General features: G+C 68.5%; 20 protein-coding genes and 4 tRNA genes. 14 read left to right on the top strand and 10 right to left on the bottom strand.

Annotated features, from left to right (window positions below):
- Positions 1-18 precede the first annotated feature (18 nt).
- Positions 19-660 (bottom strand): TetR/AcrR family transcriptional regulator, encoded by a 642-nt coding sequence (locus NCO8_RS03325; RefSeq protein ID WP_067636214.1) that lies wholly within the window; start codon positions 658-660, stop codon positions 19-21.
- A 113-nt stretch (positions 661-773) separates the two neighbouring features.
- Between NCO8_RS03325 and NCO8_RS03320 the strand changes: the two genes are divergently transcribed.
- Positions 774-1,703, top strand: a complete 930-nt coding sequence (locus NCO8_RS03320) for a zinc-binding dehydrogenase (RefSeq protein ID WP_067636212.1) — start codon at positions 774-776, stop codon at positions 1,701-1,703.
- 51 nt (positions 1,704-1,754) lie between these two features.
- Here the strand turns inward: NCO8_RS03320 and NCO8_RS03315 are convergent.
- The 3 genes from NCO8_RS03315 to NCO8_RS03305 all read right to left on the bottom strand — a co-directional run bounded on the left by NCO8_RS03315 (position 1,755) and on the right by NCO8_RS03305 (position 2,018).
- A tRNA-Val gene (locus tag NCO8_RS03315) sits at positions 1,755-1,829 on the bottom strand.
- Between the two features lies 1 nt (position 1,830).
- Positions 1,831-1,901, bottom strand: a tRNA-Cys gene (locus NCO8_RS03310).
- 45 nt (positions 1,902-1,946) lie between these two features.
- Positions 1,947-2,018, bottom strand: a tRNA-Gly gene (locus NCO8_RS03305).
- A 327-nt stretch (positions 2,019-2,345) separates the two neighbouring features.
- On the opposite strand from NCO8_RS03305, the gene NCO8_RS03300 reads away from it, so the two are divergent.
- Positions 2,346-2,417: transfer RNA gene (locus tag NCO8_RS03300), tRNA-Val, on the top strand.
- A gap of 65 nt (positions 2,418-2,482) precedes the next feature.
- On the opposite strand, the gene NCO8_RS03295 is transcribed toward NCO8_RS03300, so the two are convergent.
- A complete protein-coding gene (locus NCO8_RS03295) occupies positions 2,483-2,782 on the bottom strand; it encodes a LysR substrate-binding domain-containing protein (RefSeq protein WP_067636210.1) in 300 nt (99 codons plus the stop codon).
- A 579-nt stretch (positions 2,783-3,361) separates the two neighbouring features.
- Here NCO8_RS03295 and NCO8_RS03290 point away from each other — a divergent pair.
- The 4 genes from NCO8_RS03290 (at position 3,362) to NCO8_RS03275 (ending at position 6,730) form a co-directional block, all read left to right on the top strand.
- Positions 3,362-4,540, top strand: coding sequence for a ThiF family adenylyltransferase (locus NCO8_RS03290; RefSeq protein ID WP_210740566.1), 1,179 nt, complete (start codon positions 3,362-3,364; stop codon positions 4,538-4,540).
- Positions 4,537-5,169, top strand: coding sequence for a GNAT family N-acetyltransferase (locus NCO8_RS03285; protein WP_067636208.1), 633 nt, complete (start codon positions 4,537-4,539; stop codon positions 5,167-5,169). The genes NCO8_RS03290 and NCO8_RS03285 overlap by 4 nt, the downstream gene beginning before the upstream one ends.
- Positions 5,170-5,344: 175 nt before the next feature.
- On the top strand, positions 5,345-6,319 hold the full coding sequence (locus NCO8_RS03280) for a helix-turn-helix domain-containing protein (protein ID WP_067636206.1): 975 nt from the start codon (positions 5,345-5,347) through the stop codon (positions 6,317-6,319).
- Positions 6,320-6,517: 198 nt separating this feature from the next.
- On the top strand, positions 6,518-6,730 hold the full coding sequence (locus NCO8_RS03275; RefSeq protein ID WP_067492902.1) for a helix-turn-helix domain-containing protein: 213 nt from the start codon (positions 6,518-6,520) through the stop codon (positions 6,728-6,730).
- A gap of 65 nt (positions 6,731-6,795) precedes the next feature.
- On the opposite strand, the gene NCO8_RS03270 is transcribed toward NCO8_RS03275, so the two are convergent.
- The 4 genes from NCO8_RS03270 to NCO8_RS03255 form a co-directional block, all read right to left on the bottom strand.
- The gene (locus NCO8_RS03270; RefSeq protein ID WP_084456445.1) at positions 6,796-8,169 is read right to left on the bottom strand and encodes a cutinase family protein; all 1,374 of its coding nucleotides are present in this window, start codon (positions 8,167-8,169) and stop codon (positions 6,796-6,798) included.
- Positions 8,170-8,316: 147 nt separating this feature from the next.
- On the bottom strand, positions 8,317-8,853 hold the full coding sequence (locus NCO8_RS03265; protein WP_067636203.1) for a TetR/AcrR family transcriptional regulator: 537 nt from the start codon (positions 8,851-8,853) through the stop codon (positions 8,317-8,319).
- Positions 8,850-9,689: an alpha/beta fold hydrolase gene (locus NCO8_RS03260; RefSeq protein ID WP_067636201.1), complete on the bottom strand. Its 840-nt coding sequence runs from the start codon at positions 9,687-9,689 to the stop codon at positions 8,850-8,852. The genes NCO8_RS03265 and NCO8_RS03260 overlap by 4 nt, the downstream gene beginning before the upstream one ends.
- 64 nt (positions 9,690-9,753) lie before the next feature.
- Positions 9,754-10,347 carry an NAD(P)/FAD-dependent oxidoreductase gene (locus NCO8_RS03255; protein WP_067636199.1) on the bottom strand — a complete coding sequence of 198 codons (594 nt, stop codon included), beginning with the start codon at positions 10,345-10,347 and terminating at the stop codon, positions 9,754-9,756.
- A gap of 297 nt (positions 10,348-10,644) precedes the next feature.
- Between NCO8_RS03255 and NCO8_RS31020 the strand changes: the two genes are divergently transcribed.
- The 3 genes from NCO8_RS31020 to NCO8_RS03240 all read left to right on the top strand — a co-directional run bounded on the left by NCO8_RS31020 (position 10,645) and on the right by NCO8_RS03240 (position 14,729).
- Positions 10,645-12,135, top strand: a complete 1,491-nt coding sequence (locus tag NCO8_RS31020) for a hypothetical protein (RefSeq protein ID WP_174550286.1) — start codon at positions 10,645-10,647, stop codon at positions 12,133-12,135.
- Positions 12,136-12,264: 129 nt separating this feature from the next.
- Entirely contained in the window at positions 12,265-13,524 is a 1,260-nt protein-coding gene (locus NCO8_RS03245; protein WP_067636653.1) for an AAA family ATPase, read from the top strand.
- On the top strand, positions 13,521-14,729 hold the full coding sequence (locus tag NCO8_RS03240) for a vWA domain-containing protein (RefSeq protein ID WP_067636197.1): 1,209 nt from the start codon (positions 13,521-13,523) through the stop codon (positions 14,727-14,729). The genes NCO8_RS03245 and NCO8_RS03240 overlap by 4 nt, the downstream gene beginning before the upstream one ends.
- A 47-nt stretch (positions 14,730-14,776) precedes the next feature.
- Here NCO8_RS03240 and NCO8_RS32095 read toward each other — a convergent pair whose 3' ends face one another.
- The gene (locus tag NCO8_RS32095; protein WP_210740567.1) at positions 14,777-15,163 is read right to left on the bottom strand and encodes a hypothetical protein; all 387 of its coding nucleotides are present in this window, start codon (positions 15,161-15,163) and stop codon (positions 14,777-14,779) included.
- A gap of 517 nt (positions 15,164-15,680) precedes the next feature.
- On the opposite strand from NCO8_RS32095, the gene NCO8_RS03230 reads away from it, so the two are divergent.
- From NCO8_RS03230 to NCO8_RS03210, 5 genes are all read left to right on the top strand, one after another.
- Positions 15,681-17,903 (top strand): SulP family inorganic anion transporter, encoded by a 2,223-nt coding sequence (locus tag NCO8_RS03230; RefSeq protein WP_067636195.1) that lies wholly within the window; start codon positions 15,681-15,683, stop codon positions 17,901-17,903.
- A 32-nt stretch (positions 17,904-17,935) separates the two neighbouring features.
- On the top strand, positions 17,936-18,415 hold the full coding sequence (locus NCO8_RS03225; RefSeq protein ID WP_084456439.1) for a TIGR02611 family protein: 480 nt from the start codon (positions 17,936-17,938) through the stop codon (positions 18,413-18,415).
- Positions 18,412-19,059 (top strand): (2Fe-2S)-binding protein, encoded by a 648-nt coding sequence (locus NCO8_RS03220; protein WP_067636193.1) that lies wholly within the window; start codon positions 18,412-18,414, stop codon positions 19,057-19,059. The genes NCO8_RS03225 and NCO8_RS03220 overlap by 4 nt, the downstream gene beginning before the upstream one ends.
- Positions 19,060-19,165: 106 nt before the next feature.
- Positions 19,166-21,223: a threonine--tRNA ligase gene (gene thrS / locus NCO8_RS03215; RefSeq protein ID WP_067636191.1), complete on the top strand. Its 2,058-nt coding sequence runs from the start codon at positions 19,166-19,168 to the stop codon at positions 21,221-21,223.
- Positions 21,220-21,774: an ATP adenylyltransferase gene (locus NCO8_RS03210; RefSeq protein ID WP_067636189.1), complete on the top strand. Its 555-nt coding sequence runs from the start codon at positions 21,220-21,222 to the stop codon at positions 21,772-21,774. Before thrS ends, NCO8_RS03210 begins: the two co-directional genes overlap by 4 nt.
- Positions 21,775-21,813: the final 39 nt, after the last annotated feature.

Below are 21,813 nucleotides of genomic sequence, written 5' to 3'. Positions count from 1 at the left end.
GCGCGGGAGTGATCGGGGTTACAGGCTCTTGGGTCGCACGGTCATGGTCAGCACGTCCGGGATCGCATCGAAGGCGCGGCGTACTTCGGTGGCCAATCCTCCGGCGGTGCGGTCGTCGTGGGTGGTCCACGCGCCGAGCGCGCAGTGGAACGCGGCGACCAGGATGTCGACGGCGAGGCGCAGATGCAGGGTTCGGTCCTCGCCCACGTCCGGTTCGCGGTGCAGCAGGGTGACCGCCGCGCGGCTGGTCCGATCGCAGAATTGCAGGTTGTGTCCGGCCATCGACGGGGTGACGGCCACGAGGCGATGGCTCAGCGCGGCACGTCGTGGCCAGTCGCCGACGGCGACGCGGTCGACGGCGGCCAGTAGCGCGTCCCGGAGCACGCGCAGGAGCTCGGTTTCGCGTGGCTCGCCGCGTTCCAGCTCTTCCAGGAAGGCGAGCCAGATGTCCTGCAGTGGCGCCATCGCCACGTCTTCTTTGCCTGCGAAAGTGCGGAAGAACGTGCGCTTGGAAACCTCGACGGACTCGCACAGCTCGTCCAGGGTGACGGCATCGAACCCGCGCTCGGTGAACAGCCGGAGAGCGGAGTCGATCAACGCGTGCCGGGTTCGTAGCTTTTTCCGTTCGCGCAGCGGCAACTCGTCTATCGCTACGTCCATCGTCTCAGCCTAGCGATGACCGACAGCGAACGCCACTTGACAGCAATTGCCACTCAGTGGCACTTTTGCTGCGCGGCGGATCTGCCGCGTCGTCACAAGAGAAGGCCCTGGATATGCGAGCACTGCTGGTCGACCGTTCCGCCCCCGCTGGACTCCGCCTCGGATCGGTCCCGGACCCCGATCCGGCCCCGAATCAGGTGTTGGTGCGGGTTGCCGCGACTTCGTTGAACCACGGCGAGGTGACCCATCTCGTTCCCGGCGCCGACGCGGGCACGGTTCTGGGGTGGGATGCTTCGGGGGTGGTCGAGCGTGCGGCTGCCGACGGCTCCGGACCGGCTGTGGGCACGCCGGTGGTCACGCTCGGACCGGCCGGTGCCTGGGCCGAATTGCGTGCTGTGGATACCGAACTCGTGGGAGTCGCACCGGTAGGTGCCGACCTCGCAGCTCTCAGTACGGTGCCGGTGGCGGGCGCGTCGGCGTTGCGCGCATTGCACCGGCTCGGCCCGTTGCTGGGGCGCAGGGTTCTCGTCACCGGTGCGTCCGGTGCGGTCGGCCGTTACGCGGTGCAGCTGGCACGTCTCGGTGGTGCGGAGGTCGTCGCGATGACCTCGAACCCGGATGTGCATCGCGACAGCATGCGGGAGCTCGGTGCCGGACAGGTGATAGCGGACCCGACGGAACTCGATGGCCGCGTCGACGGTGTGCTCGACCTCGTCGGCGGATCGCAGATGGTTGCCGCCTTCGAGTCGCTCGCGGAGGGCGGGACGCTCGTCTCGGTCGGGCATGCCTCGGGTGCGCCGGAGCGGTTCCCGTTCGGCACCTTCTTCGGCGATGCGGGCAGGCACGACCGCTCGATCGTGACGTTCTTCCTGCTCGGCTGCCGTGATCTCGGCCGTGATCTCACCTGGCTCGCCGACCGGGTCGCCGCGGGCGTTCTCGACCCGCAGGTCGTCTGGCGAGGCGACTGGTCCGCCGCGGACGAGGCGATCACCGCGTTGCGCGACCGCCGACTGCACGGCAAGGCCGTCCTCGAGCTGGGCTGACCGGTCCGCGACGCAAACAAGTCAGGCCCCCTCGAAAGGGGGCCTGACTTGTGGTGCGCGATACTGGGATTGAACCAGTGACCTCTTCCGTGTCAGGGAAGCGCTCTCCCGCTGAGCTAATCGCGCGAGGTGGAGACGGGAATCGAACCCGTGTGCACGGCTTTGCAGGCCGTTGCCTCACCACTCGGCCACTCCACCGCGCAAAGGAGGATGGCATACTGCTAGTGCCTAACCTACCTCTCGAGCGGATGACGGGATTCGAACCCGCGACCCTCACCTTGGCAAGGTGATGCGCTACCACTGCGCTACATCCGCATTCACACTTCCAGAGGAGCTCGTCCCGGGGGCCTTGCTGCTCTCCGTGGTGCGATGAGAACATTAGCCGACGCGCGGCGAAGACTACAAATCGCCTGGTTAAACGGCATAAATGTGAATTACACGCGTGTGGTCCGTTGTCGCCCCGGTGGCCGTTGGCCGAACTTCGGGTGCTGTGCCACGCGCGTGCGTTCCGGTCCCTTCCGTCTACCGGGCCCGCCGCCCCGAACTTCCCGTTCACAAGGCGATTTGGTGTCTCCCGGGTACCCCGTGCTAATGTTTCGTCTCGTTCGAGAGGCCGCACAAACAGCCCCTCGCAACCATCCCGGTCCTATAGCTCAGCGGGAGAGCGTCCGCCTCACACGCGGAAGGTCGCTGGTTCGAAACCAGCTAGGACCACAGAAGAAGCAGGTCAGCACCGTTTCGGTGCGGGCCTGCTTTTTTCGTATCCCGAGGGTGGCCGCTTACGATCGCAGCGCTGTCGCGATACGGACGAGGTCGGCGACAGCCTTCGACCTGCTGTGCGGCGGCCAGCAGATGACCGTCGTCACGGGCGGGGCATCCGACACCGGCACGACCGCGAACGCGTCGCTCAGCTGAGCCCGAAGCGACTCGGGTACAACCGCGCAAGCCCGCCCGAGCGCGATCAGCTGCATCAGCTGGCTGTAATTGCGAACCTCAGGGCCGCGGCCGTCCGGGAAACTTCCATCGCGCCGAAGCCAGCGCGGTAGGGGCAGATCCGACAGGGCACCGATCTCAGCCATCCCGCTTCACCGCGCCGGTGCCTGTCGCCGAACGGATGCGGTCCGGCAACCCCCACGGCGCCGGACACGTCGCCGGCTTCGGCAACCCGCCAACGGAGTTCGCATTGGCTGCTGCCCGCCATCAGGCGGGGCGTGCTGTCGGGGTGGCCGCCCAACTGGCATCGGCCACCGCATCGGCTCGGTAGTGAACTCGCGGGTAGCCATATCGATGCTGTCTTCTGGGCCGTGAACGTGCGTTAGCCGGATTCGGCCGTTCCGCATTCTGGACCGCTATGTTTTCCGATGGGTGCGCGATGGGGGCCAGGTGACCGCGTGGACCGGCGGGGAGTCTGGCGCGGTGCGATCAATGCGGCCGGTGGGCGCCGGATCACCCGCCTCACCAGGCGTCGCGGCGGTCACACGGAGCCCATGTGAGTTCGGTACGGAATGCCCGAATTCGGCCGGGGCGTGATCGCGCCATGCCGAGGGATCCGAGATGCGTTTGCTGAAAGTGTGCTGTAGGTATCCTTTGCGCGTCCTGATAGCCAGGGCCGATCGGATATCCGTTCGGCCTCATGAGAATCGGAGGTCTGCGCGCACATGGTTCCGCAACGCTCGGTCCCGCGTCCGGCGGTACTCACGCCCGGCGCTGCGACATCGCAATTCCGTCCCGTGCTGCTCGACGCGTCGAGCCGGGAAGGACTGCGTGACCTGGAAGCGCTGGCGGCATCGGGTGCTGTCGGCGCGGTGCACGACACGATCGAAGATCAGCTCGAAGAACTGATTCGCAGCGAGGACCCTGCCGTCGCGCACTCGGCGGACTCGCTGGCGGCGGCGCGTCACCGGATCAGCGGCGGGATGCCGCTGTGGCAGTGGGGGACATGGGTGTTCTATCCGTGGAACGGCCGCCTGGTGCATGTGCTGCCACGCGAGCAATTCCAGCGGCTGCGCACCGATCGCAACCGCGACAAGATCGACCGGGCCCAGCAGCACGACCTGCGTGGACGGCGGATCGGTGTGGTCGGCCTGTCGGTGGGCAACAGCGCGGCCGTCACGCTGGCCATGGAAGGAGTCGGCGGATCCTTCCGGCTGGCCGACTTCGACAGCCTCGGGTTGTCGAACCTGAACCGGCTGCGGGCCGGGGTGAGTGATCTCGGTGTTTCCAAGGCCGTCCTGGCGGCACGCCAGATGTTCGAGATCGACCCCTACCTCGACATCGAGCTGTTCACCACCGGGCTGACCGAGGAATCGATCGGGCCGTTCTTCGACGGCGTCGACGGCACCGCTGCGCTGGATCTGCTGGTCGAGGAATGTGACACGGTGTGGGCGAAAGTCGCCGCTCGCGAATACGCGCGGCGCCGAGGGATTCCGGTCCTGATGGACGCCAACGATCGCGGACTGCTCGACGTGGAACGGTTCGATCTCGAACCCCACCGCCCGCTGTTCCACGGCCGGATCGGTGCGTCGACCTCGTCCGATGTCGCGCGGATGGACCGCGGCGAACTGCTGTCGTTCCTGCTCACGGTTGTCGACGAGCCTCGGCTGAGCCCGGCGATGCGCGACGCCATCGGTGAGATCGGCCGCAGCCTGTCCAGCTGGCCACAACTCGCCTCCGGGGTGATGCTCGGCGGCGCCCTGGTCGCGGACACGGCTCGACGCATCCTGCTCGGCGAGCTGATCCCGTCGGGACGAACCTATATCGACCTCGACGAACTCATACCCGCGCTGGGCCAGGGCATCTCGCCGGAATTCGTGCGGGCGATGGAGGAAGTCCGATGACCATCGACCTGCGCAACGTGGAACTGATCGGCGCGCGGCTGCGACTGCGCGATCTGCGTGCCGACGACCTCGACGTCTACCAGCGGATCTTCACCGACCCACAGCTGACCCGATACATGGGCACCGACAGCCTGAGCGTTCAGGCGGCCGCCGCGTCGTTCGACGCCGCCCTGCGCTCCCGGGGCGAAACGCCGCGACGCAAGTACACATTGGCGATCACCGCGCCGGACGACGACACCATGGTCGGCACCATCGGCCTGCTGGTGGAGGATTTCGGCAGCAACGCGATGATCGGCGGTCTGGTCGTCGTTCCGGAAGGCTCGCTGCGCGCGGGCGGTATCGAGGCGGGACGGCTCATGGCGGCATTCGCCTTCGGGCCGCTCGGCATCCACCGGGTCTGGGCGGGGCATCGGCACGATCATCCGGTGATGGACACGGTGATGGCGGGAGTGGGCTTGACACCGGAGGCGCGGCTACGGCAGCTGTATCGCACCCAGGGCCAGTGGCGCGACGTCTGCACCTATGCGGCGTTGCGACCTGAATGGGCTGCGACGGCGACCGCCGCCGAACGTCGAATCCTTGCATCGCGGCCCGCCGAGGCAAGGGAACACGCCGCCGCCGGGCGCTGAAATCCGTTGCGCGACCCTGCCGAATCGGGCTCCGGACTCGCCTCGGCGCGATAGCATCGCCGACTACAGGCCCCCGTGCAATCACCTTTGCCCGAATTGCCACCACCCGATGCGCGCAGCGGCCGGCGACGGGAGGGTCTCCACCGCCGGCGAGGATCCGAAGTGGAGATCACCGATGGCAGTGCTGATCGATTCCGACTACTTCACGCCGGCGGACCGGCGGGAGGCGGTCACCGCCATCCTGCAGGAAGCCGACATCGGAGCGAACCTGCGGATGTGGGATTCGCCCGCCGAAGTGGTCAGCAGGCACCAGGCCTGGATGCTCGGCCCGATCGCGCTCACCCGCTCGGAGGTATCCGGTCACCAGGTCTGGCGCACCAGGCGGCATGAGCGGACAACGCCGAGCGACACGTTGACGGTCACCGTCCAGCACGGGCAGGTCCGCAGGCACGAACAATTCGGCGCGCAAACGCTGATCGAACCCGGCGCGTGCGAAGTGATCGACCTGGCGACCACCTTCGCCTCCGGCTGGCACGGCCTCGGTGGAACGCTGTGCCTGCAGCTGTCGAGAGAACGCCTCGGCATCTCACCGGAAACGGTCGTCGCGGCGCACGGGCGGCTGGCGGCATCGCCGCTGTATCCCATGGTCACGGCACAGATCCAGCATCTCGTCCGGATCGCCGACCAGCTCGAAACCGATCCGGCCGCCGCCTCGGTGGGTGAGTCGTGCCTGGAAATGGTTCGGGCGCTGCTGATCTCGGCGGCCGGTCGCGGGCCGGGCGACGGTGCCGCCATCCCGGAGCAACTGCTGATCGAGCAGATCCTCGGGTATGTGCGGACACACCTGTCCGATTCGACCTTGAAGATCCCCGCGATCGCCGCCGCCAACAACATCTCCGTGCGGCACCTGTACAAGGTGTGCGCCCAGTCCGGGATCAGCCTCGAGCAGTGGATCATCGAGCAGCGCCTGGTCCGGGCCCGTGACATGCTGGTCGACAGGGGCTACGCGCACCGGTCCATCGGTGCGGTGGCCGGTGCCGTCGGCTTCCGCGACGCCGCGCATTTCGCCCGGCGATTCCGCGAAGCGTTCGGCATGACACCACGGGACTGGCGCCGCAGCGCCGCCGATCCGGACAACCCTCCGAAATAGCCGGAATCGGCGCCCGAATGCACGTACGTTTGTGCGTGCACAGTCAGTGGCCGTGCAGTCACAGCCTCCTTCCCGGACCGATTCCCCGATACCTTTCGAATGTGGCTGCGCGAGACCGCATTAGGAGTTCGAGTGTTCGCCGATGGACACCCGTGCCGATGCGGTCCGTGCCGAGGGCATCGAGAGAGAGGGGAGACCATGTCGGCGATCGGCAAAGCGATTCGGGCGGCAAGGATGGCCTCCGGATTCACCCAGGCGGAGTTGGCCGACTGGATCGGAATTGCGGACGGAAACCAGATCAGCCGCTGGGAACGCGGTGTGGTGACACCCAGTGCCGACAATGTCTGCGAGTTGTCGAGAGTGCTGGGTGTGCGTCTCGACAAGTCTGTCGGAGACGCGGTGTCGTGCTGATCTGAATGCCGTTGCGCCGGCTCGAGGCAGGTCGAGTCGGCGCAACGGTCGGTGTTCGCCCCAGGCTACGCAACGACCTGTGAGCTCAGGTAGCTCAGGAGGATGGGGACGTCGTCGTCGTAGTCGATGTGGGCGCGGGAGGCGTAGAAGTTGGCCATGTCGACACCTTGGCGAGCCAGTTGGACGAGTTCGTCGGTGGTGGCAGGGTCGGTGAGGCTCAGCAGGGTTCGGGTGGTCGCGTGCAGGTCCGCGCGGATGCCCGCGGCGACCGGGCCGAACACGGAGCCGGTGAGGTCGGCGCCGTTGGCGACCAAGGACGCCAGTTCGGCAGCGGCCCCGAGGTGGTCGTTGCGGTCGAGGGATTCGACAGCACGCCACAGTGTTTCTTGGGTTCGGCCCGCTCTGTCGGCGATGCCGAGCAGGTCGATGTGCGCGAGGGCGTCGGCGATGACACCGACCGCCGCCGTCCGTCCGGTGGGGTCGACGGCGGCAGCCGCGCGGACGACCTCGGCGACCAGCACACGATCCACACCCGCGGCGGCCTGGACCAAGGGTGACAGGGCGGAGTTCAGGGCATCCGCGGCCCGGCGTGCACTGCGGATATCGCCCGCCGCGATGAACTCCCGAAGGCGGGTCAGGTTGTCGGTGATGGTCGGCAGGTTCGCCGCGGTGGCAGTCCAGCCGGCCCCCATCGTGACCGCTTGCGCGATCAGATTGTTCGGATCGACCGTAGGGGGAACGAGGTTCGCGATCGGCCCGGGATCGCCACTGAGTACGCGGCCGACTACGGCGAGGAACGGGGAAGTGGCCGAATCGAGGGCGCAGTACAGATCGCCGTCGGCGCACAGAGTACGAACCCGGTCGGTCAACGCGCCGAAATCCCGGTCCCGCGCCCCGGCGATACCGTAGCCGGGCTGCGGATCACCCAGGGAGAGCGTGGTATCCGGATCGCGATGCGGATCGGCGAGCAGCCCGACACCGGCCACTCGATCGGCATCGATGGGACCGTCACCATGGCCGATCGCGGTCGCGAGATCACCGACACCGTCCGCGCCCTGGCTGTAACCGGCCAAGACCACCCTCGTCGAGTCGCACAGGCCGCGCAGCATACGGTCCAAACGGGATTCCAGGGTGCTCAGCGACTCCGCGTAGCTCAACCCCAGATCGAAAGCACTTGCGGCATAAGGAACGTAGAGCACCGTGATGTCGCGGCCGAACCGCTGGCGCAGGCCCTCACCGACCGGCCGCAGCATCCCGACGGGCACCTCGGGATCGGCGTCCGGCGTCGTCTCCCAGGTCCCCGGCGCCAGAATCGCCGTATACGGAGTACAGGGTTGCGTGCCAGGCGTTTCCGCCCGCGCGGCACCGACCGCCGCGGACCCGACTGCCACAACTGCGACGGCCGACACCACCACACTGAATCTCGACAACCTGTTCATCGACCAATTCCTCTGTTGCCGAAGGGTATTCGCGACGGTTTCGAACAGCGCCGACCGTCGTCACCAATTCTCGCCACCCGCCGCCGGTTACGTCGACACTTTCAGGCACAGTTTCATTTCAGATCGGAATTCCGGGAGCGCTGTCTGTCAGCGCCGAGCCAGCTCGAGCAGCGCCGCGCGCAGATCGGGGCGGGGGGCGGTGGCGTCGAGTTCCAGGAGGGCGGTTTCGGCGATCGCGGCGATGAGGAGGACGGCGACGGGGTGGGGGTCGGGCCAGCCGATCGCGGTCAGGTCCTCGGTGGCGATGTCGGCGGCCAGGGCGTTGCGGTGGGCGACTTCGCCGCCCAGGCCCGCATCGGTACGCGCCTGGACCAGCAGGGCTTTGGTGGCCGGGTCGGCCAGGCAACCGTCCAGGTAGACATCGATGCCGGTGCGCAGGCGTTCGGCGCCGGGTGGGAGGTCGGCGATAGCGCCCCGCACGCGGGCGAAGAGGGTGTCGTGGAACTCGCGGTGCAGGGCGAGGAGGTACTCCTCGCGGCTGGGCCAGTGCTGGTAGAAGCTGCCTTTGGCCATGCCCGCCCCGGCCGTGATGGCGTTGACCGACACCTTGCTCAGGTTCTCGCTGCCGAGCAGGGCGCGGCCCGCGTCCAGCAGGGCGCGACGCCCGGGCTCCGGAGATCTCATCGGTTCACCTCGCTGTGCGCACGCAGAAACGGTGTCACCGTATCGAGGAACAGCTGTGGCGCCTCGCAGAAGGGTTCGTGCCGGGTGGGAAGGACCGCGACCTCGGCGTGCGGCAGGGCTGCCGCGAGACCGCGCCGGTTGAGCACCCACGGATTGATCGGATCGTTGCGGCCCCACACCACCTGAACCGGGGTCTGGATCGGCAACGGGCCGTTCGCGGCCAGGTCGAGATCGGGGTCGGCGATGGTCGCCCAGAGCCTGCGGTACACCGTCAGCCGCTGCGGGTCGTCGCGCACCCGGCGTGCGCGTTCGAAGACCGGGCGTATGGCGCCGCGACCGGGCGGCCCGAGGTAGAGGCGCGCGGCGGGCCCTACCGTGCGCGCGGCGACAACGTGCGCCGACATGAACCGCGACATCGTCCGCACGACAAGGCCATGGGGCACGAACCCGGCCGGTTGCACGAGCACAGCGGCACGCACATGCTCGGGTTCGCGTTCGGCCAGCCGCGCGGCGGCATACCCGCCGACACTGTTACCGAGCACGACGACGGACCCGAAACCGTGCTCGGCCCGCAGTACTTCGAGAACGCGGCTCGCGATCATCGGCAGCACCGGCGTTCGCAGAGCCGCAGGGTCGGACACCGTCGAATCACCGAATCCGGGCCAATCGAGCGCGGCCACCGGCCACTGCTCACCCAACGCAGGCAAGACGGCGGCGAAATCACGATGGTCACCCGGATTGGCATGCAGGAGAAGCAATCCCGTCCGCCCACCCGGATCGCCCCCACTCAGATGCACGACCACTGTGCCGAACCTGGTCTCGACGGATACCCGCATGATCCCCTCCGATCGCTCGACACCAGCGTAGGAATGACCGACCGGTCGGTCAAGGGCTTCCGCGTCAGTCGTGCAGATACTTGTGGACGAGCATCACGGCCATGGAACCCTCGCCGACAGCGGCGGCTACCCGGTGGCCGGTGAAGGCGCGGACGTCGCCGGCGGCGAAGACGCCGGGGACGGTGGTTTCCAGGTGCAGGGGTGGGCGGGGGAGCGGCCAGGGGGAGGAATCGCCGACGACGGTGGCGATGTCAGGGCCGGTGAGGAGGTAGCCCTTGGCGTCGCGGGCGAAAGCGGGGCCGAGCCACGTGGTGGCGGGGTCGGCGCCGATGAAGGCGAACAGCCAAGTGGCGGGGACTTCTTCCAGTGCGCCGGTGCTGCGGGTGTGCAGGGTGAGGCGTTCGAGATGGGTGTTGCCCGCGGCGGCCGCGATCTCGGTGTCGAGGCGGACCTCGATGCGCGGGTTCGCCTCGATCTGCTCGATGAGATAGGCCGACATCTCGGCGGCCGGCGACGAGCCGCGGATCAGCATGATCACCCGGGCCGCACTCTCGGCGAAGTAGATCGCCGCCTGCCCGGCCGAGTTCGCGCCGCCGACGATGTACACCACGGACCCCGCGCACAGCGGTGCCTCGGTGAGCGCCGAGAAGTAGTACACGCAATCTGTGCTCGTCGTGCGAGGTAGAGGCCATTTTTCGAGGGTAGTCCCGGCCGCTGCGACGTCCGGGGAAGCACGACGTCGAGCATGTCGGCGTGGGTGGTGCCGCCCGGCCGATCACGGCGGTCGCCGAGAGATGAGATCGCCGCTGCCGCTTGTCGCCTGGCGGCCGATTGTGCATACTCGGCTGATGACGACAAGTGGAAAGGGCGTCCTCCGCCCGGGCCGTTGAGCCCCTCGCCGGTCCTGGAACCGGCTTCCTGTTCGCTCGATTCCCGCCTCGCCCTCTGGTCACGTGTGCGCGAGTTCGCCGTCCCACCGACGATGATCGATGCGGCCACCGCTCGGCGCGGTGTCGGTGATTGGGTGGGGGCTTGCGCTGCGGCACACGTCGACGCCGATATCGATCTGCGTGCGCTGGCCCGGAAACACGGCCGCGAACTCGCCGCTCGGGTGCGTACCGACCTGCGATATCTGGCCCCGGACCTGCTGCGCTGGCACCTGCCGAGAGTCGCACCCGACGGATTGCTCCGGCCGGGCCTGACGCTGGCATTGGCTCGATACGCGATTGAAACATCCAGTGGCCGAGACGGATTCGTGCATCTGGTGGTGCGGACAGCACCGGCGTGGGCCGACGCCGGTCAGCGCATCAGTCTCGCCATATGGGACGGCTCCGACACCGGGTCGAGCCTGCACCCGCACCCGCGACCGAACCGGCGCTACCGGCTCGACCTGCACCGCCACCTCTGGGACGCCCGCCGGGCCGGGGAACTGGGGATGCGGTGCGGGGCATCGCCGGGTGATCCGGGTGTCGCGGCAAGATTCGTCGCCGGCGCGACCTCGCCCGCCGATCGAGGGCTGATCGAAACCGTGCCGACGAATTGTGCGGTCGAGCAGTGGGCCGCCGAGGCAGTCCGGCTGCTTCGCGCCGAGCAGCGACCGATGGCGTCACATGCCGAGAACGCTTCGGCACAGCCGCTTTCCGCGGGCGCGGCACGAGCGGCGTCCCAGCGGGTACTGGTCCGATTCGGTGCTCGACGGCATGTGGTGCTGGAGGCGGAACCCGCACCGACAGCATCGGGAGAACCAGCGCCGGGGTGGGGTCCGGTCGTGCGAATCGTGACGGACCACCCGCGCGGCCGGCTGACCGCCTTGCCGATCCTGCCCGATGCCGCCACCTGGACGCTTCCCGACCTGGACCTCCTGCGCGCCGGTGCCATCACAGCCGACCGGCTCCACCCGCTGGTCGCCGAGGCCCTCGTCCCGATGGCGGATCGATCCCCTACCCGAACGCGAACCTCGCCCCCACGAACACACCTCGTCGAATGCCGAGGTGAGACGCATCGGATCGGCTTGGTGAACGGGACGCTCAGCGCGCTCGACCACGACCCGGCCGAGGTCGAGCGCGAGGAACTCCTGGTGGCTCTGACCGGTGTCGCCCTGCCGTGCCTGCGCGTGATCGATGCGGCGCATCGCCGACCCGACTGGATCGACGGTGTCCGTGAACGTCTCGACCACGGCGACACCGCCGGAGCCCTGACCGAGGTCGAGGACCTGCTCGGCCCGGGTGCCGTGCTGCGGGACGGACCGTTGCGCGACGCCCTCGACCGGGCGGCACGCCGCCGGATCACCTACGGCCTGTATCGGTCCGAGATCTTCGCGGGTCTCGGCAAGGACGCCCCGCGCACCCTCGCCGACCGCCTGCAACGGGCAGGGCTGCGCCACGGACGTGACCGCAAACTCCTCCAGCGCCTGGCCCGCCACGACAACCGCCACGTCCTTTCCTGACCCTGCCGCCGGGCTCACCGGCGCGCAGTGAACCCATCAGGCACCCGAACCCTCGCACCCCCAAGGTGATTCATGACTGTGCACTTTTCCGATCTGTCCACGCAGTACGTCGCCACCTTCCCGGCCCCGATGCCCGATCCGGCATCACCCGACCGCCGAGGTGAATCGACCGCACCCCGACCGCACACTGCCCAACTCGATGTCGCCGACGAACTCCTGAACCTGCTCGGCCGCACCACCACCGAACCACGCCGCAATCCGCAACTCGAGGCACTCACCCTGGCCGTCGCCGCCGATCTGCCGGTGCTGCTGTGGGGTGAACCAGGGATCGGCAAGACCGCCGCGCTCACCCAGCTCGCCGAATCCCTCGACCTGCCACTCACCACCGTCATCGCGAGCGTGCACGAGCCCTCGGACTTCTCGGGTCTGCCGATTCCCGGCGCCGACCCGGCCGTCGACGGTGTCCCCATGGCACCGCCGGACTGGGCGGTGCAGCTCGCCCAGGCCGGCCGCGGGCTGCTGTTCCTGGACGAATTGTCCACCGCCCCACCGGCCGTGCAGGCGGCGCTGCTGCGGCTGGTGCTCGAACGGCGGGTCGGTGCGTTGCGGCTACCTCCGGGGGTGCGCATCGTCGCGGCGGCGAACCCTAGGTCGTCCGCCGCCGACGGCTGGGAACTCAGCCCGCCACTGGCCAACCGTTTCGTACATCTGCACTGGACCCACGACCCGGAGGTGGTCGTACGTGGTCTGGGCGGCACCTGGCCGAAGGCGGAGCTGCCGCGGCTGGACTCCGAAAAGCTGCCGGAGGCAGTCGCTTTCGCGCGCAGATCGGTGTGTGCGCTCCTCACCGCACGCCCCGCCCTCGCACACCAGCTGCCCACGACCGAAACACGGCGGGGCGGGGCGTGGGCCTCACCGCGCAGCTGGGAGATGACGATGCGGCTGATCGCGTTCGCCACCGCAGCGGGCGCCGACCGCGAGGTCCTCGCACAGCTGATCCGCGGCACCGTCGGTGACGGACCCGGATTCGAACTGCTCACCAGCATGGACCGGATGGACCTGCCCGACCCGGAAATCCTGCTCGCCGACCCGGCGGCCGCCGACCTGCCCGAGCGAGGCGATCTGCGCCAGGTGGTCCTGGACGGCGTCGTCGCCGCCGTCCGCAACCACCCGAACCGGGCGCGATGGGACGCGGCTTGGGCACTGCTGGTGCGGGCCGTCCGGACCGGTGCCCCGGACCTGGTGGTCGTGCCCGCCACCACCCTGGCCACCCTGCGCCGCGACGACTGGGTGGTGCCCGCCGCGATCGAGGAACTCGCGGGCGTGGTGTCGATCTCGCAACGCGCGGACCGGGCGGCCGCCCGCGTCGCGGCGAAGGTGAGCCGATGAGCTTCGACATCGACAAGCTCTACGCCGCCCGCCTGCACGCGGTCCGGGCCCGGCCCTACCTGGCGACCGCGCTGTTCGCCCTGCACATCGTCGAATCGCGGCAGGTGCCGACGATGGGCGTCGACCGGTTCTGGCGGTGTTATGTCGCACCGGGTTTCGTCGACCGCACACCGGTCGAGGAATTGGCCTCGGTGTTGGTTCACGAGGTCTCGCACCTGTTGCGCGAACACCACGAGCGCGGCGAACGTTTCGCCCGAGCGCACAATCTGGACGGACCGGCCGAGCAACTGCGCCGCAATATCGCCGCCGACGCCGAGATCAACGACGACGCCTTCGGCGACGGCCTCGTCGTGCCCGAGGGCGCGGTCACGCCCGCACGGTTGGGGTTGGCCGAGGGTGAACTGATGGAGGAATATCTGCGGCAGTTCCGCCTCGGTCGCCTTACCGAGGGCATGGCCTGGCTCGACTGCGGCAGCGGCGCCGACGGGGCGGACCGCCCCTGGGATCTCGGCCCCGACGGCGCCGACGGGCTCGACACCCAGGAACGCGACGCGGTGCGCTTCCGCGTCGCCCAGGCCATCATCGGCCGACCAGGCGACGCACCCGCGGGCTGGCGGCGCTGGGCGAAGGAGGCGCTGCACCCACCGCAGCCGTGGCGTGATCTGCTCGGCGCGGCCCTGCGCTCGGCGGCGACCGCGGCGGGCGCGGGTGCCGACTACCGGTACGGGCGACCGGCCAGGCGTGCGGCGAGCCTGCCGGGGGTGGTGCTGCCGAGTCTGCGCCGGACACCGCCACGGGTCGGGGTCGTCATCGATACGTCGGGGTCGGTCAGTGACGACGAATTGGGCAGTGCCCTACTGGAAGTCGCCGCGATCACCCGCACCCTCGGTGGCCGCCACGACCTGCTCACCGTGTGGTCGTGCGACGCGGCCGCCCGCATCGCCGACCCGGTGTGCCGCGCCGAGGGAATCACCCTCATCGGAGGCGGCGGCACCGACCTGCGGACCGGATTCACCCGCGCCCTGCGCACCCGACCGGACGTCCTCGTCGCGCTGACCGACGGCCAGACACCGTGGCCGTCGGCGCGCCCGTCCTGTCGAACCGTCGTCGGCCTGTTCCGCCGCGAACATGCTGTGTCGGAGAACGATCCGTACTACGTGCCCGACCGACCGCCCGCGTGGGCCAGAGTGGTCCGGATCGGCTGAGGGCATCGCTCGGTGTCGCCGCCCGCCTGCCCGTGACGAGTCCTCGATCAGGCGGTGCGGCGTGCCCGGATCGGCGAGACCAGCATGAACAGCCCGGTGAACAACAGGGCCGCGAGCGGTATCAGCGGGAGGTAGGAGACCCACACGATCGGGTCGGGCAGTGACAGCGCCACGATCGTGGCGAGCACGGCGAGCGTGAACACCACCCCCGACCAGCGATGCACCTGCCGCGCCCGCCCGATGACCGGGCTTCGCCGACCGCGCACGTACATCCACGCACCGGAAACGAAGAGCCCGGCGAGCGGGGCCAGCGGCAGGTAAGACACCCACTGCGGACCGCGCAAGGCAAGCACGAGCACGGTGACGACCAGCGTGGCGAGAAAGATGACGGCGATCAGCCGGTGCGCCCGGCGAACCCTGGCGGTTGTGTTCATGGGGACGACATTTCCACGCCTGGATCACCGGAGCTTCTCGATTCCTGATCGCTTCGGCACCCAGCGTCGGCTGTGTCACACATCACAGTTGCGTAGCAATTCGGGTCAGAACCTTTTCGCGAGCTTGGGTAAGTCTTTACTATTGATCCCGGCCCGTTTCCGAGGGCTCTTCTCGCAGCTCAGTGTCTGTTGCCAGTGCATGTTCGACCGATGAACCGGACGCCTCACCGCTCCGGCGAAGGAGAATGATGGCTACCGTCAATGGTTCCGATGTTGTGAATTCTGCGCTGCCGCACACTGTTACGGCCATTCGGCGCGTCACGGCGGCGGGGCGGTGTGTCCCGGCTCACCGATAGCGAATTGCTGTGGGCCACAACACGATGGCGGCAAGATTATGGCCACTCCCACTGTTGTTGCGGCACACTGGTTTTGCCAAATCTTTACCAATAGATTGATCACCTATGCCATTCCTTCCCGGTTCGCCGTCGCACCGGGGTTCCCTGCGCGAAGGAGAGACATGTCCGTAGATCAAGATCTCGCTCCGCCCGAGCCCGAGGTCGCGCCGCTACCCGAAAACCCGTCCCGCCCACCGCGGTTGCAGAACATAGTGCGTCACGATCTGCCCGCCTCCATTGTCGTCTTCCTGGTCGCGTTGCCGTTGTCGCTCGGCATCGCGGTCGCCTCCGGCGCGCCGGTCGCCGCCGGACTCGTTGCCGCCGTGATCGGCGGTATCGTCGCCGGTTCGCTCGGCGGTTCGGTCCTGCAGGTCAGTGGTCCCGCCGCCGGACTCACCGTTGTCGTTGCCGAATCTATTACCCAGTTCGGCTGGCGGACAACCTGTTTCATCGTCGCCGCCGCCGGTGTGCTGCAGATCCTGTTCGGGCTGAGCCGGATCGCGCGCGCCGCCCTCGCCGTGGCACCCGTCGTGGTACACGCGATGCTCGCGGGTATCGGAATCACCATCGCGCTGCAGCAGATCCACGTGCTGCTCGGTGGTTCCTCGCACAGCAGCGCATGGCGCAATCTCGTCGAACTGCCCGGTCAGCTGCTGTCCGTGCACGGCGGCGGCGCCCTCGTCGGCGCCGTGGTGATCGCGGTGATGCTCGGCTGGAAGTACGTCCCACCGGCCCTGCGCGCGGTGCCCGGCCCGCTCGTCGCGGTGGTCGTCGGCACACTGATCTCGTTCCTGTTCACCGACATCGACCGCATCGTCCTCGACGGCTCGATCTTCGACGCCCTGCAACTGCCGCAGCTGCCCTCGGGTAACTGGGCGGGCGTGGCCATGATGGTGCTCACCATCGCGCTCATCGCCAGCGTGGAAAGCCTGCTCTCGGCGGTCGCCGTCGACAAGATGCACACCGGTCCGCGCACCGATTTCGACCGTGAACTCGTCGGCCAGGGCTCGGCGAACGTGCTCTCGGGCCTGGTCGGCGGCCTGCCGATCACCGGTGTGATCGTGCGCAGTTCGGCCAATGTGGCCGCGGGCGCGCGCTCGCGAGCCTCGGCGATCATGCACGGTGTCTGGGTGCTGGTGTTCTCCGTGGCACTGGTCGGGCTGGTCGAGCAGATCCCGATGGCCGCGCTGGCCGGTCTGCTCATCGTGATCGGCATCCAGCTGGTGAAGATCGCTCACATCCGGTCCGCCAAACGTACCGGTGACCTGCTGATCTACCTCGTCACGGTGCTCGGCGTCGTATTCCTGAACCTGCTGGAGGGCGTGCTGCTCGGGCTCGGGCTCGCCTTCGCGCTGCTGCTGTGGCGAGTGGTGCGGGTGCAGGTGAGCGCGGTGCCGGTGGGGGCGCGCTGGCTGGTCCGCATCGACGGATCGTGCACCTTCCTCGCACTGCCCAAGCTGTCCTCCGAACTGGCCAAGGTGCCCGCCGGTGCCGAGGTGACGGTGGAGATGACCGTCGACTTCCTCGACCACGCCGCCTTCGAGGCCATCGAGGACTGGCAGCGTCAGCTGGAAAGTTCCGGCGGCCGTGTCGATTTCGTGGAGATCGGCAGTGCGCGGATGGCCGGTGCCGACGCGGCGCCGCCCGCCCGCGGCTTCGGGCGGCAGGTGTGGGACGAGTTCCTCGGACCGTGGCGCCACCGCGCCTCCGGTGGCGACGCGCTGCGGGCCGGTGTGTCGGCCTTCCATCGCAGCCACGCCCACGTGGTGCGGCCGCACCTGGACGGGCTGCGTGACCGGCAGGACCCCGACTCGTTCTTCCTCACCTGCGCCGATTCACGGATCGTGCCCAACGTGATCACCTCCAGCGGTCCCGGCGACCTGTTCACCGTGCGCAACGTGGGCAATCTGGTGCCGATTACCGGCGACCACTCCGTCGAGGCGGCACTGGCGTTCGCGCTGGACGAACTCGCGGTGCGCTCGGTGGTGGTGTGCGGGCACTCCGCCTGCGGGGCGATGAAGGCGGTCTACACCGGCGCCGACGCCGAGGGCGGGCTCAGTTCCTGGCTCGCGCACGCCGAAGCCAGCCTGGAGCGGTTCCGCGCGGGTCATCCGGTGGTCCGGGCGGCCAGGGCGGCGGGCTTCGACGAGGTCGACCAGCTCAGCATGGTGAACGTGGCCGTACAGGTCGAAACGCTGCGTCGTCATCCCGCGGTGCGGCGTGCCGTCGAGGAGCGCGGGCTGGTCGTGTCGGGGCTGTTCTTCGACATCGCCGGTGCCCGGGTGCTCGAGGTGACCGCCGACGGCGTCCGGACCATCGACGGTGACCTCGGCGTCGGACTGTGACCGGCCGGCGGTCGGCTCGTTAGGCTGAGACAATGACCAGCGAGCCGACCGCCGACCGCGCCGAATCCGACACCGTGGCCACCGCCTCCGGCTCGCCCGGACGGTGGGACGCGATCAAGGATCGCGGGCGCGCCTTCCGGGAAGGCATTGCCGCCCGCCCTATCCTGAACGCCGGCTACCGCGTCGCCGTCGGCGTGATCGGTGGGTTGGTGCTGATCGTCGGGATCATCACGATCCCGTACCCGGGACCTGGCTGGGCGCTCGTGTTCGCGGGCTTCGGCATCCTGGCCACCGAGTTCATGTGGGCACACCACACCCTCACCTGGGTGCGTGGCAAGTACCGGATCGTCATGGACTGGTACACCTCACGCGGCTGGGTGATCAAGACACTCGGCGCGGTCGCCACCTTCGCCCTCGTCGTCGTGACGTTGTGGCTGCTCGGCACATATTCGATGGTCGGCGGGTGGATCGGAGTCGATTGGCCATGGTTGCGCAGTCCCCTGATGTCGTGAGCACGGCCCCCGGCCGCGCGCTCACCGATCCCGCCTGGATATCGGCCAGGATCACCGAGATGAGCCGCTCGTGGGGCACCGAGACCCGGCGCGTCGGCGGCGCCCTGTGGTGGTGCATGGTCGCCTCGGCGCTGGTCGAGCCCATCACCTCCGCCTACGCGAAGGGCTATCCGGCCCCGCTGGCCGACCTCGACGAACTCGAGTGCGAGATCCGCCCGGACGGAGGAGTCGAGCGAGTGCGGTTCCGCGCCTTCGCTCCCGCCGCGTCGGGTGCCGCCTGCGAAGCCGTGCGACGGCCGTCCCCCGGCGACACCGCTGTCGGTGCCGCTTTGCGCGAGACGCTGGCAGTCGTGATCCCGCAGGTAGCGGCGGTTTCCGGGGCGGCGGTGCCCGCCCTGTGGGCGATCGTCACCGACGCCATCGGCAACCGGGCCCTCGACGCGGGCGCCCGGGCAGTGGGCGAACAGCTCGCCGCCGAGGTCGGTTCCCGGCTACCCGCCCCACGCTTCGTCACCCTCGCCGACCGCACGTTCGTCAAGCGGATCTCGTGCTGCCTGGTCTACGAGGTCCCCACCTGCACCATGTGCACCAGTTGCCCCAAACGCCCACCCGCCGAGCGCACGGCCTTGCTGTCGCAAGCCTGATCCCCGGGATCCATCCCACCCCCAGTAGAGTTGGGCGCGGTGCGGGGATGGCCCGCACCGCTGTGGGGTCCGCCCCACAGAACGCGACGTCAAGGAGAGCATTCCCGTGACCACCTCTGCACCGATCAGCCCAGTCGCGCTCGTCACCGTGCCGGCCGGGACTACCGCGGGCGCGGCGGTGCGGGAAGCGGGTCTGCCGACCAAGGGCCCCGACACCGTCGTCGTCGTGCGCGATGCCGAGGGCGCCCTCAAGGACCTGTCCTGGGTTCCCGAGGAAGACGCCGAGGTCGAGCCCGTCGCCGCGAACACCGAGGACGGGCGCAGCGTGATCCGGCACTCGGCCGCGCATGTGCTCGCCCAGGCGGTGCAGCAGGAGTTCCCCGAGGCAAAACTGGGCATCGGTCCGCCGATCAAGGACGGCTTCTACTACGACTTCCGCGTCGAGCGGCCGTTCACCCCCGAGGATCTGGCCAAGCTGGAATCGCGGATGAAGAAGATCATCAAAGGCGCGCAACGCTTTTCGCGCCGTGTGGTCGAGGTGGAGGACGCGCGCGTCGAACTGGCCGGTGAGCCGTTCAAGCTCGAACTCATCAGCGACAAGTCCGGCATCGACGACCCGGAGATCATGGAGGTCGGCGGCAACGAGCTGACCATCTACGACAACCTCGACCCGCGCACCGGTGAGAAGCTGTGGGGTGACCTGTGCCGCGGCCCGCACATCCCCACCACCAAGTTCATCCCCGCCTTCAAGCTCACCCGTTCCTCGGCCGCGTACTGGCGTGGTGACCAGGACCGCGAAGACCTGCAGCGCATCTACGGCACCGCCTGGGAATCGACCGAGGCGATGGACGAATACCTGCACCTGCTGGCCGAGGCCGAGCGCCGCGACCACCGCAAGCTGGGCCTCGAACTCGACCTGTTCTCCTTCCCCGACGAGCTCGGCTCGGGCCTGCCGGTGTTCCACCCCAAGGGCGGCATCATCCGCAAGGAGATGGAGGAGTACTCGCGCCAGCGCCACATCGACGCGGGCTACGAGTTCGTCAACACCCCGCACATCACCAAGGGCGCGCTGTTCGAGACCTCCGGCCACCTGGACTGGTACCGCGACGGCATGTTCCCGGCCATGCACCTGGACGCCGAACTCGACGACGACGGCACCGTGCGCAAGCCCGGCCAGGACTACTACGTCAAGCCGATGAACTGCCCGATGCACAATCTGATCTTCCGGGCGCGTGGCCGTTCCTACCGTGAACTGCCGCTGCGCATGTTCGAGTTCGGGTCGGTGTACCGCTACGAGAAGTCCGGCGTGATCCACGGCCTGACCCGCGTGCGTGGCATGACCCAGGACGACGCCCACATCTACTGCACCAAAGAGCAGATGCACGGCGAACTGACCACCACCTTGAACTTCGTGCTGTCGCTGCTCAAGGACTACGGTCTCGACGACTTCTACCTGGAGCTGTCGACCAAGGACCCGAAGAAGTTCGTCGGCTCCGACGAGCTGTGGGAAGAGGCCACCGAAACCCTGTCGAAGGTGGCGTCGGCCTCGGGTCTCGAGCTGGTCCCCGATCCGGGCGGCGCCGCGTTCTACGGCCCGAAGATCTCGGTGCAGGCCAAGGACGCGCTTGGCCGTACCTGGCAGATGTCGACCATCCAGCTCGACTTCAACCTGCCCGAACGCTTCAACCTCGAATACACCGCCTCCGACGGCACCAAGCAGCGCCCGGTGATGATCCACCGTGCCCTCTTCGGTTCCATCGAGCGGTTCTTCGGTGTGCTCACCGAGCACTACGCCGGTGCGTTCCCCGCGTGGCTCTCCCCGGTGCAGGTCGTCGGCATCCCGGTGGCGGAAAACTTTGTGCCCCACTTGGATTCGGTGATCGAGCAGCTGGCCGACGCCGGTGTGCGCGCCCAGGTGGACCGCAGCGACGACCGCATGCAGAAGAAGATCTTCAACCAGACCGCGCAGAAGGTGCCGTTCATGCTGCTGGCCGGTGCCCGTGACGTGGAGTCCGGCGCGGTGAGCTTCCGGTTCCGCGACGGCACCCAGGTCAACGGCGTGCCCGTCGACGACGCGGTGGCCACCATCGTGGCCTGGGTCGGCAACCGGGAGAACGCCTCGCCGACCGCGGAGGGCTTCGAGATCGTCAAGGCGAGCTCATGAGCGAGCAGGCCGAGGCGTCGGCGGGCTCCATCGTCGACGCCGGGGCGGGCAGGCCCGACCGGTTGCAGCGGATCTGGACGCCCTACCGGATGTCCTACATCACCGGCGAGGTGAAGCCCAAGGACGCCACCGGGCACCCGTTCACCGACATCCCCAAGATGTCGGACGAGGACGGGCTCATCATCGCCCGCGGTGAGCAGGTGTACGCCGTGCTCAACTTGTACCCGTACAACCCAGGGCACATGATGGTGGTGCCGTACCGCCGGGTAGCCGACCTGGAAGATCTCACGCCCGCCGAGAGCGCGGAACTGATGTCGTTCACCCAGCAGGCCATCCGCGTGATGAAACGGGTCTCCCGGCCCGCCGGATTCAACGTGGGCCTCAACCTGGGCGGGGTGGCCGGTGGTTCGCTCGCCGACCACCTGCACCAGCACATCGTTCCGCGCTGGGGCGGGGATGCGAACTTCATCACCGTGGTCGGCGGGGTGAAGGTGATGCCTCAGTTGTTGCGTGAGACGCGGCAATTGCTGGCGGAGGCATGGGAGGCGTAGATGTGTGATCATCGCGGAGCCGCGCACATCGCAGCCGAT

It is taken from the genome of Nocardia coubleae NBRC 108252 (assembly GCF_001612805.1).
In the GTDB taxonomy this organism is placed as follows: Bacteria; Actinomycetota; Actinomycetes; order Mycobacteriales; family Mycobacteriaceae; genus Nocardia; species Nocardia coubleae.
Note: the sequence above shows the minus strand (reverse complement) of the source record. Positions and strands in the feature narration are given on the sequence as shown.

What these genes read in the sequence shown, in the direction of transcription:
- NCO8_RS03325 (WP_067636214.1), bottom strand. Translation starts at nt 660, where the DNA reads ATGGACGTAGCGATAGACGAGTTGCCGCTGCGCGAACGGAAAAAGCTA.
- NCO8_RS03320 (WP_067636212.1), top strand. Translation starts at nt 774, where the DNA reads ATGCGAGCACTGCTGGTCGACCGTTCCGCCCCCGCTGGACTCCGCCTC.
- NCO8_RS03295 (WP_067636210.1), bottom strand. Translation starts at nt 2,782, where the DNA reads ATGGCTGAGATCGGTGCCCTGTCGGATCTGCCCCTACCGCGCTGGCTT.
- NCO8_RS03290 (WP_210740566.1), top strand. Translation starts at nt 3,362, where the DNA reads ATGGTTCCGCAACGCTCGGTCCCGCGTCCGGCGGTACTCACGCCCGGC.
- NCO8_RS03285 (WP_067636208.1), top strand. Translation starts at nt 4,537, where the DNA reads ATGACCATCGACCTGCGCAACGTGGAACTGATCGGCGCGCGGCTGCGA.
- NCO8_RS03280 (WP_067636206.1), top strand. Translation starts at nt 5,345, where the DNA reads ATGGCAGTGCTGATCGATTCCGACTACTTCACGCCGGCGGACCGGCGG.
- NCO8_RS03275 (WP_067492902.1), top strand. Translation starts at nt 6,518, where the DNA reads ATGTCGGCGATCGGCAAAGCGATTCGGGCGGCAAGGATGGCCTCCGGA.
- NCO8_RS03270 (WP_084456445.1), bottom strand. Translation starts at nt 8,169, where the DNA reads ATGAACAGGTTGTCGAGATTCAGTGTGGTGGTGTCGGCCGTCGCAGTT.
- NCO8_RS03265 (WP_067636203.1), bottom strand. Translation starts at nt 8,853, where the DNA reads ATGAGATCTCCGGAGCCCGGGCGTCGCGCCCTGCTGGACGCGGGCCGC.
- NCO8_RS03260 (WP_067636201.1), bottom strand. Translation starts at nt 9,689, where the DNA reads ATGCGGGTATCCGTCGAGACCAGGTTCGGCACAGTGGTCGTGCATCTG.
- NCO8_RS03245 (WP_067636653.1), top strand. Translation starts at nt 12,265, where the DNA reads ATGCCCGATCCGGCATCACCCGACCGCCGAGGTGAATCGACCGCACCC.
- NCO8_RS03240 (WP_067636197.1), top strand. Translation starts at nt 13,521, where the DNA reads ATGAGCTTCGACATCGACAAGCTCTACGCCGCCCGCCTGCACGCGGTC.
- NCO8_RS32095 (WP_210740567.1), bottom strand. Translation starts at nt 15,163, where the DNA reads ATGAACACAACCGCCAGGGTTCGCCGGGCGCACCGGCTGATCGCCGTC.
- NCO8_RS03230 (WP_067636195.1), top strand. Translation starts at nt 15,681, where the DNA reads ATGTCCGTAGATCAAGATCTCGCTCCGCCCGAGCCCGAGGTCGCGCCG.
- NCO8_RS03225 (WP_084456439.1), top strand. Translation starts at nt 17,936, where the DNA reads ATGACCAGCGAGCCGACCGCCGACCGCGCCGAATCCGACACCGTGGCC.
- NCO8_RS03210 (WP_067636189.1), top strand. Translation starts at nt 21,220, where the DNA reads ATGAGCGAGCAGGCCGAGGCGTCGGCGGGCTCCATCGTCGACGCCGGG.